Origin of the sequence: Mycobacterium sp., assembly GCF_032159565.1 — a bacterium.
Taxonomy (GTDB): Bacteria; Actinomycetota; Actinomycetes; order Mycobacteriales; family Mycobacteriaceae; genus Mycobacterium.
This window is the reverse complement of sequence record NZ_JAVHWR010000188.1, coordinates 20,805-27,839: the sequence shown is the minus strand read 5'-3', so window position 1 is coordinate 27,839 and position 7,035 is coordinate 20,805. Positions and strand designations below refer to the sequence as shown.

General features: G+C 65.4%; 7 protein-coding genes and 1 pseudogene. 3 read left to right on the top strand and 5 right to left on the bottom strand.

What is annotated here, in order from left to right; genetic code table 11:
• Positions 1 to 82 precede the first annotated feature (82 nt).
• The gene (locus QOC76_RS25465) at positions 83 to 316 is read left to right on the top strand and encodes a hypothetical protein (protein WP_526361671.1); all 234 of its coding nucleotides are present in this window, start codon (positions 83 to 85) and stop codon (positions 314 to 316) included.
• Positions 317 to 319: 3 nt separating this feature from the next.
• Positions 320 to 481, top strand: a pseudogene (locus QOC76_RS25460) (DUF7937 domain-containing protein); the annotation flags it as partial.
• Between the two features lie 330 nt (positions 482 to 811).
• Here the strand turns inward: QOC76_RS25460 and QOC76_RS25455 are convergent.
• Positions 812 to 1,981, bottom strand: a complete 1,170-nt coding sequence (locus QOC76_RS25455) for a hypothetical protein (protein WP_526361669.1) — start codon at positions 1,979 to 1,981, stop codon at positions 812 to 814.
• Between the two features lie 479 nt (positions 1,982 to 2,460).
• Here QOC76_RS25455 and QOC76_RS25450 point away from each other — a divergent pair, with 479 nt between their 5' ends.
• Positions 2,461 to 3,381: a hypothetical protein gene (locus QOC76_RS25450; RefSeq protein WP_526361667.1), complete on the top strand. Its 921-nt coding sequence runs from the start codon at positions 2,461 to 2,463 to the stop codon at positions 3,379 to 3,381.
• 17 nt (positions 3,382 to 3,398) lie between these two features.
• On the opposite strand, the gene QOC76_RS25445 is transcribed toward QOC76_RS25450, so the two are convergent.
• The 4 genes from QOC76_RS25445 to QOC76_RS25430 form a co-directional block, all read right to left on the bottom strand.
• Positions 3,399 to 4,193, bottom strand: a complete 795-nt coding sequence (locus tag QOC76_RS25445; RefSeq protein ID WP_526361665.1) for a hypothetical protein — start codon at positions 4,191 to 4,193, stop codon at positions 3,399 to 3,401.
• Positions 4,190 to 5,812 (bottom strand): vWA domain-containing protein, encoded by a 1,623-nt coding sequence (locus QOC76_RS25440; protein ID WP_526361663.1) that lies wholly within the window; start codon positions 5,810 to 5,812, stop codon positions 4,190 to 4,192. The genes QOC76_RS25445 and QOC76_RS25440 overlap by 4 nt, the downstream gene beginning before the upstream one ends.
• 113 nt (positions 5,813 to 5,925) lie before the next feature.
• The gene (locus tag QOC76_RS25435) at positions 5,926 to 6,237 is read right to left on the bottom strand and encodes a hypothetical protein (protein ID WP_526361661.1); all 312 of its coding nucleotides are present in this window, start codon (positions 6,235 to 6,237) and stop codon (positions 5,926 to 5,928) included.
• A 240-nt stretch (positions 6,238 to 6,477) separates the two neighbouring features.
• Entirely contained in the window at positions 6,478 to 7,032 is a 555-nt protein-coding gene (locus QOC76_RS25430; RefSeq protein ID WP_526361659.1) for a hypothetical protein, read from the bottom strand.
• Positions 7,033 to 7,035: the final 3 nt, after the last annotated feature.

Genomic DNA, 7,035 nt, shown 5'->3' with positions numbered 1-7,035 from the left:
CGAACTGCTTGTGCGCGGATGCGAAAATGGCACGCTGGGGTGGCAGCGACTCGAACCGTCACTCTGGAGAGGAAATCGTCACGTGAGCGACCAGCGTTACGACGCGCCCGACACCGCCGTGGTGGCGCCCCCCGCCGCGGCCGTCGTCGCCCGGTCGCCCCGAGTCGGTTACGTGCCCGCCCGCGCCAACACCGTGCGCGACGCAGTCGCAGTCGCGCTGCTCGTTATCGCGCTGCTTCTGCCGTGGAACGCCGCAATCATCGCCACCACGCTGCTCTACGGCACGGCGGCGATGATTGCGTTGGTCATCGCGTAGTGCTGGCTCGAGAGGACCACCGCCGCGCGGTTGGCCACAAATGCAATCGGCGTTTCGGGGGCGCTGGCGGCCACGCTGGTGTGGATCCTTCCCATCGGCCGCGACGTCGACGCCTTCCACGGCATCGCCCAGAACACCTCGACGGCCGCCGTTTCGCGAGATGGGCCGCCACCTCGCGCGCGACGGTGACGCCGCCGAGCGGGTGCAGCGGACACGGACGCGGCATCTCGCAACCCGGAGCCGCGCAGACGGCTGCTGGCGGTGGATTTTCGTCGACGCTCGGTTGCAGCGGTTCGGAACATTGTGGGTGCGGGGGGACAGCTGTCGCCGGTCACCGGCCCGTGCGTCGGGAAGATCATCTGCTGCTCCGTGACACCTTCTCCGAGAGAACTCCGTCGGGCCGCATCGTCGACCTCAGCGGATGCAGGTGCCCGCATCACGGTAGCCGATCATCCACACCTGATCATTGTCGACGAGCGGCCGACGCCAGCACACTTACGGCGCAGAAAGACGTTGCATTTCTCGATGCACATGGACTCCGATGTAGCCGAGCAGTGCACCGACCGCAATATTCAACAGCAGGTCGAGAACCAGCAGAGCGGTTGGTTCGACGCCCACGCCGATCAGCCGTCCATAGCTGCTGGTGATCGCCATCGCTGACACCACCGACCAACACCGCAGAACCATCACCACCGCGCCGACGATGCAGATGCCGAACACGAGGAACTGGTGAGCCAGCTTCGTCCCAAGAGCGAAGAACAGGTAGCCGATCGCCAGCCAGAGCGCGTCGGTCATGACCGTCGAGAAGAGCAATGACGGAATCAGATACAGCAGAAAAGAAATCAGGATGCCGCCGCCGTAGGTGATGTAGACGAACTGATCGGGCGACTCGTTGCGGAACTTGTGAAACCAAGGCTGTTGAAACAGCTCGCCGCGCATGCCCTTCTCCATCAGCCGGGTGTCGAAGGACTCCCTCGCCCCGGCTTGCGGCTGCGATGCGTATGCCGGACGGCTGGCCGCGGGCGGCGGCGTGAGATACGAACTCTGGCCCCAACCGGTGGTGCGACGGGGATATTCGGCGCCGAAATGCTGAGCGGCCTGGCGCTGGTATTCGGCGTGTGGTTGCGCGTCCGGGGCCAGTGTGGCGTCCGGCTGTGGTGTGGTGGTGGCTACCGCACCGGCGGGTGGCACGGGAAAGTGTCGCGCTTCGCACCAGCGTCGGGTCGACGCCGACCACGCCAGGATTATCGTCAGCACCGGTATTCCGGCGCTGATCGCAATGTTCAACACTATGAATGGCAGCTGCTCACTGAGTACGGCCGAGAAAAGGCTGTCGGGCGAGCCGCCCAGCGACCCATAGAAGCCCGATATGCCTTGCATGAACCCGTAAACCGCTATCCAGGTCACCACGACGTCGGCAACTCCGATCAAGCAGCCGAGGGTAATCAGGCCACGGCCGCCCAGGCCCCGGTTGAGCAGTTTGATGGCGCCGACGACCAACGCCAGGGTGCCGACAGCGGACATGATCGCTGCGACGGTCACGAACGCCTGCGTGCCGTGGATGGAGGACGAGAACTCACGAGGTATTCCGCTCAACATGGCGGCAGCGGCAATGTAACCGTAGGTCTGGAAGGCGCGATAGGCGCCGATCAAGAGTGCCAACACCCCTGCGGCGATGGCGGTTGTGCCGCTCGGGCGCGCTCCTGGCGCGTACGCCGCCGGGGTCGGCACTGCTGCGGCGGGCTGGGCCGTTGGAGGCGCTGGAGGTGGCGGCGGCGAGGCAGTGAACGCGGGGGCAATCGGCGTCGCGGCAGGCTCGTGCAGAACTGGAGGCCGTTGGTCGGGGACACGAGGCTCGGGACGTGGCGCTCGTCGCTCAGGAGCCTTGGGCGTTGGAGATGCTTGCACGGCCTGCGGCTTAGCCGGCGCAGCAGCGCTGCCCCGGCCGTAGACGTAGCCAGCTCCGTATTTGCTCGGTGGCAACGGGTTACTCATGGTACGTATTTAGCACGTCATGCCGAGGCCTGCGCAGGTGATCGCCGCTATTAGTCCGAACGGAGGACATTCCGTGCGACCCGCTGCGCAAACTCGCATCGGCGTGCCACGATGCTGTCGGCAAAGGCAGTAACCACCGGGGTGAGTCATTGGTAGAGACAAAGTTCAATCCGCCACCGCAGTGGCCCATACCGAACGGCTGGACCCCGTCGGCCGACTGGGTCCCTGACCCGTCGTGGCCGCCCGCGCCGCCCGGCTGGCAGTTCTGGGTATCGGACGAGCCTCGCGACGAGGCGCTCGCTTACGCCGAGCGTCCGCAGGAGGTTCCGTCGGGTCGCCCATGGTGGAAACCGACAAAGGGTGTCGTCTTCGGCAGCGTCGCATTCGCGGTCGTGGTCACGCTCGGCTTCGTGGTCCTTCTCGGCATCTCACCCCTCGCGGGTATCAACACACAGCCAGAAATCAAACCCCTTCCACCGACCGACAACGGCAGCTCTGGGCCTACGGTCAGGCCCGACTGGGGTCACACTCCGCTTTACATCAACTTCGCCGCGTGGAACGGGTTCGGCGACGTCGAGGCGACGTTCAGCAACGACAATGAGTCGGTGCGGCTGGACACCCATGACACGACCGATACCTGGCGCACCAAGTGGTCCGGGTTGATTTCACCGATGACGACGGGATGTGCGATGCGCATCGTGGGCCGAGTCCGCGACATTTCCCATATTGTCGGCGTCCCAGGCGGTTTCGGCATCGGGATCGGCACTCTGGGGTCCGGCAACCGCGACGACGCCGAGCTGGCCGGCATGGCCTTCCAGTTCGACTTCGGCCAGCGTGGCTATCGCAGCGCGGTCTATCCCAGCGACTCCGACACCGGCCTGGTCGCCGCGACCCTGGATCATGAGTGGCATCAGGTCGACGTTGTCTTCAACAAAGATTCACGAACGCTGTCGGTCGACGGTCGTACGGTGGCGACGACACCGGTACGGAACCAATGCGGTCAACCGTTCATCCGCGTCTGGGCCGGGGCCGCCGAGTTCGCCGACTTCACCGTGACTCCGCTCGGCTGATCACGCCGGACCGGCCGTCACCGCCGCTGGTCCTCGCACCGAAACACCGGTTGTTGCTCGTCCGTATAAGGATTGGAGTCGTCCGCAACGTTCTCTGACCCCATCGGCGTCCACGCCGCGTTCACGAACTTCCAGTGATCCGACTCGCGGAGGCCGCCCCCCGGAATGGGTATGCCCTCGGCGGTCGGCGCGGACTGACTCACCAGCGTGATCGACGCGTCGCCGTCGCAGGTCGCCCATGCCATTGAGCCGTGCGATTCCATCATCACCCAGTACGCGGCGTCGCCGAAGTTTCCTTGCGCGACGGGTGGCGGTGGAATGCGCGTCAATCCGCCACCGCGCCAACCGATCACCGCGAACTGATCCGCGTTCCCGGCGCCAAGATCCGTATGCAGCACCAGATCCGCGCCTTGCGGTCTGCTGATCAGGAATGCGCCGGCGAACACGTCTTGCGCAGTACCCCCACCCGGCAGCATGCCGGTGATGCTGTCGACTCGCATCTCCTGCGTGCCGCCCGCCGTCGCGACCCGAACCGTCACGCTCGCCGGGCCGTTCACCACATTCGGGCTTGACGGCGGCTGGCGGTCGACGATCACGCCGATGACGTCCAAACCACCGTCGCCGTCGACGTCGGCTTTACCGACGGTCGCGCATCCCGGCGGGCCGCCCGCGCACGGATCGGCGACCGCGGACTTCGTCGCACTAGGCGCCGGGCCACCGTCTACCCCCGAGCCCGAACTATTACTTCCGCCGCCGCCCGAACACCCGGCCGCGAGAACGAGACCAAAAGCCAACGCCACCAACGGTTTCATGCCATACCCACGAAGTACGCCGTCTTCACCTTGTGCTGCTCCAGGTGACCGTCCTCCGGTCCCACCCATACCGTCCATCCGTCAGGCCCCTTGGTGATGCCCGAATGGTCGGAGCCGTTGCTGGCGGGCGCCCAAACGGCACTGAAGCCCTGCCCTTTGCAGCCGTAGAAACCGACCCAGTCCGGCTGCTCTACCGGGGACGGCCACGCACCGCCGATGCGCGCCCGGCATTGAGTTCCGTCGTCGAGGAGCAACCCGAAGGGCCGTATGGCCTCGTTCAGCGGTTCTGGTGGCACCGACAAGCCGATGGCGGCGATCAACTGCAGCGTCTTGTCCATCGGATCCATCAGGCACAACACGTAGGCACCGTCAGCCGTTGGCCAGCACGCGTCTCCGGAGTCGGCGGTGATGCCACACCATCTCACACCGTCTTGGTCGACGTCGTATGGCGAAGGTGACGCAATTCCTGCCAGCGCACAATCGATCGGTTCGTCGCGACGGCTGTCATCCTTGGTCCATCCGGCCTGGACGTTGCCCTGCGCATCAACGGGTTTCAGCACGATCACGTCCGGGCCGGACCCTGGAGATCCTGACCCGGGTTCTGGACCAATGCTCACACTCGCATGCGGCGCGCACCGGCACAATACGATCGTCTTCACCAGACCCGAGATGGTTCCGTCGTCGCCGACGGCGTAGCGGTCCACCAGGATCCGGTAGCCGACGTCGGACTTCTCGTCGGCGCTGAAGATGACGCTGTGGCTGCCGTCGCTGTTCGTCTCGGTCGTCATCGGCTTGCCGTACAGCTCGACGGCCTTGCCGATCAAACTGCCCGGCCTCACGCCGTCGATGGTGCGGCCGCCGTCGTGCGGGGCAATCGAATTCAGCACTCCGTCGACGAACGTCATGTCGCAGTCGACGTACACCACGGTAACCAAACCCGTCGACCCCACACCGGGGAAGTCATCATGAAGCTTGCGGATGTCGGCGGCGGTCATGCCCAGCGCGATGTCGCCGATTCCCGACGATGTCAGCGACCCCTTGGCCTGGTTCACGTTCTGCACCGCGGTCAGTCGAGCCGCCAGTTGATTGGCATTGCCCGCCTGGACGAACAGTCCTCCTGTCGCCGAGGCGATACAACTCAGCTGCGCGCTGGCCTCGCCTTCTGTCTTGAAGCCGATCGTCGAGATGGTCAGACCGGGATGCGTCCTCTTCGCTTCGGCGGCCGCGTCGCACGGCGGCGCTCCGCAAGTGTCTTCGCCGTCGGACACCAAGACGATGGCCTGCGGCGAAGCGTCGGCGGGAAGTAGCGAGACCGCGCTCTGCAGAGCGAGGCTGATCGGCGTGTACCCCGAGGCGCGTAACCCCGAGATCTGTGAACTCATCATGTCTCGGTTCAAACGACCGAGCGAGACAAGCGTTCTCACGTCCCGGCAGCCGGCATCCTTCTCGGCCTCGGTCGAACCTGTGCCGGTGCCGTAGGTCATCAGTGCCATCGTGGCGACGTCGGGCATCGCGTCGACGAAGGCGCCCGCAGCCGCCTTCGCGGCGTCAATGCGCGGTCCCGGAGCGTCCGTCTCGTTCATCGATCCCGACGCGTCGACGATCAGGACCGTCGGCACCGGCGGTTGTGTGCCCCCTGCTTCTGAAGTACCCGGCGCTTGGTCCCGTGCGTTGCACCCGGCCAACAGGAGACAGCCGACCGCGATGGCAGTGCCAAGGACACGATATGGATTCACGGCGTACGAAGTCCGACCCCAGAGCCCATCGGATCGGTGCAGGTGAAGAAATACGATGACGCAGCGAACGGCCCATACTGATCCGGCCCGGACATGCACTCCACGTCACCGATGCTCACGCCGCCGGCTTCCTGCGCCATTGTCTGTTTGAATCCGTCGAGGGCGGTGCGTGTCGCGTAATCGCAATTCCATTGTCCTGAGGGCCCTTCGGACGCGCGAACGAAGAGCGCTTTAGCGATATTGCCACTCGGCATCGTGACGGTTCCGCAGTCGATCACACCATTCGGCTCGGCGGCGGCCGACGCCATTCCGCTGGCCGCAGCACCAGCGATCATCGCGCAGAGACCGAGTCGTACCGTGCAGTTCATCGTGCCCCCTGGGTGAACGCTGTGAGCAACTGCCCACAGCAACTGTCGAATGCGTCGATATTAGCCAGGCTCTTGGGCAGCGCGGTGTCGTTCCATCGACTGACATCGCCTCATTCAGTCATCCAGGCAAACAACCGCGCGAACGGCGAGAAGCGGCGCGCCGTTAAAGATTCGCGGCCGTCAATCGAGTGCGCTGAACGCATCCTTTACCGAGTTCGGGTTCCATCCCGATCTCTCCGCTACTACGGTGGCGTTCTCACCGTCCGCCCCGTGCCGCAGTACGCACGTGACGCCGAGGCGCGCCTCGTCGATTGCTGCTTCGACGAAGTCGACGACTGCCGTCTGCGCCTCGTCGGACGACACCCTTCGCAGCGCGTGCACGCCGTCCGCGGTCGCCGCGTCCAGTAGCCAGCCGTCGGTCGTATGCGCGGCGGTGATGGATGCGCCGGCCAACACGTCGGGGTTTGCAGCGGGCGCGATATGCGCACCGACCCGTTCCTCCGCGGAGATGAATGCCGCCACCTCGCCTGACAGGTCTGGGTCCGGGCGACGCTGGCCCTCGGCCGAGTCGGCGATCAGTCGCCGGACCGACAGTGACCGGATGCCGCGCAGCCCTGCCTGCGTCAACTCATCGGCCGTGCTGCCGACCGTGATCAAACCCAGCGGCCACGGTCGGCCGTCGACCGCACTCAGTGCGACGATCTCATCCTCGGTTAGCAATACGGGCTCGTCCACCGA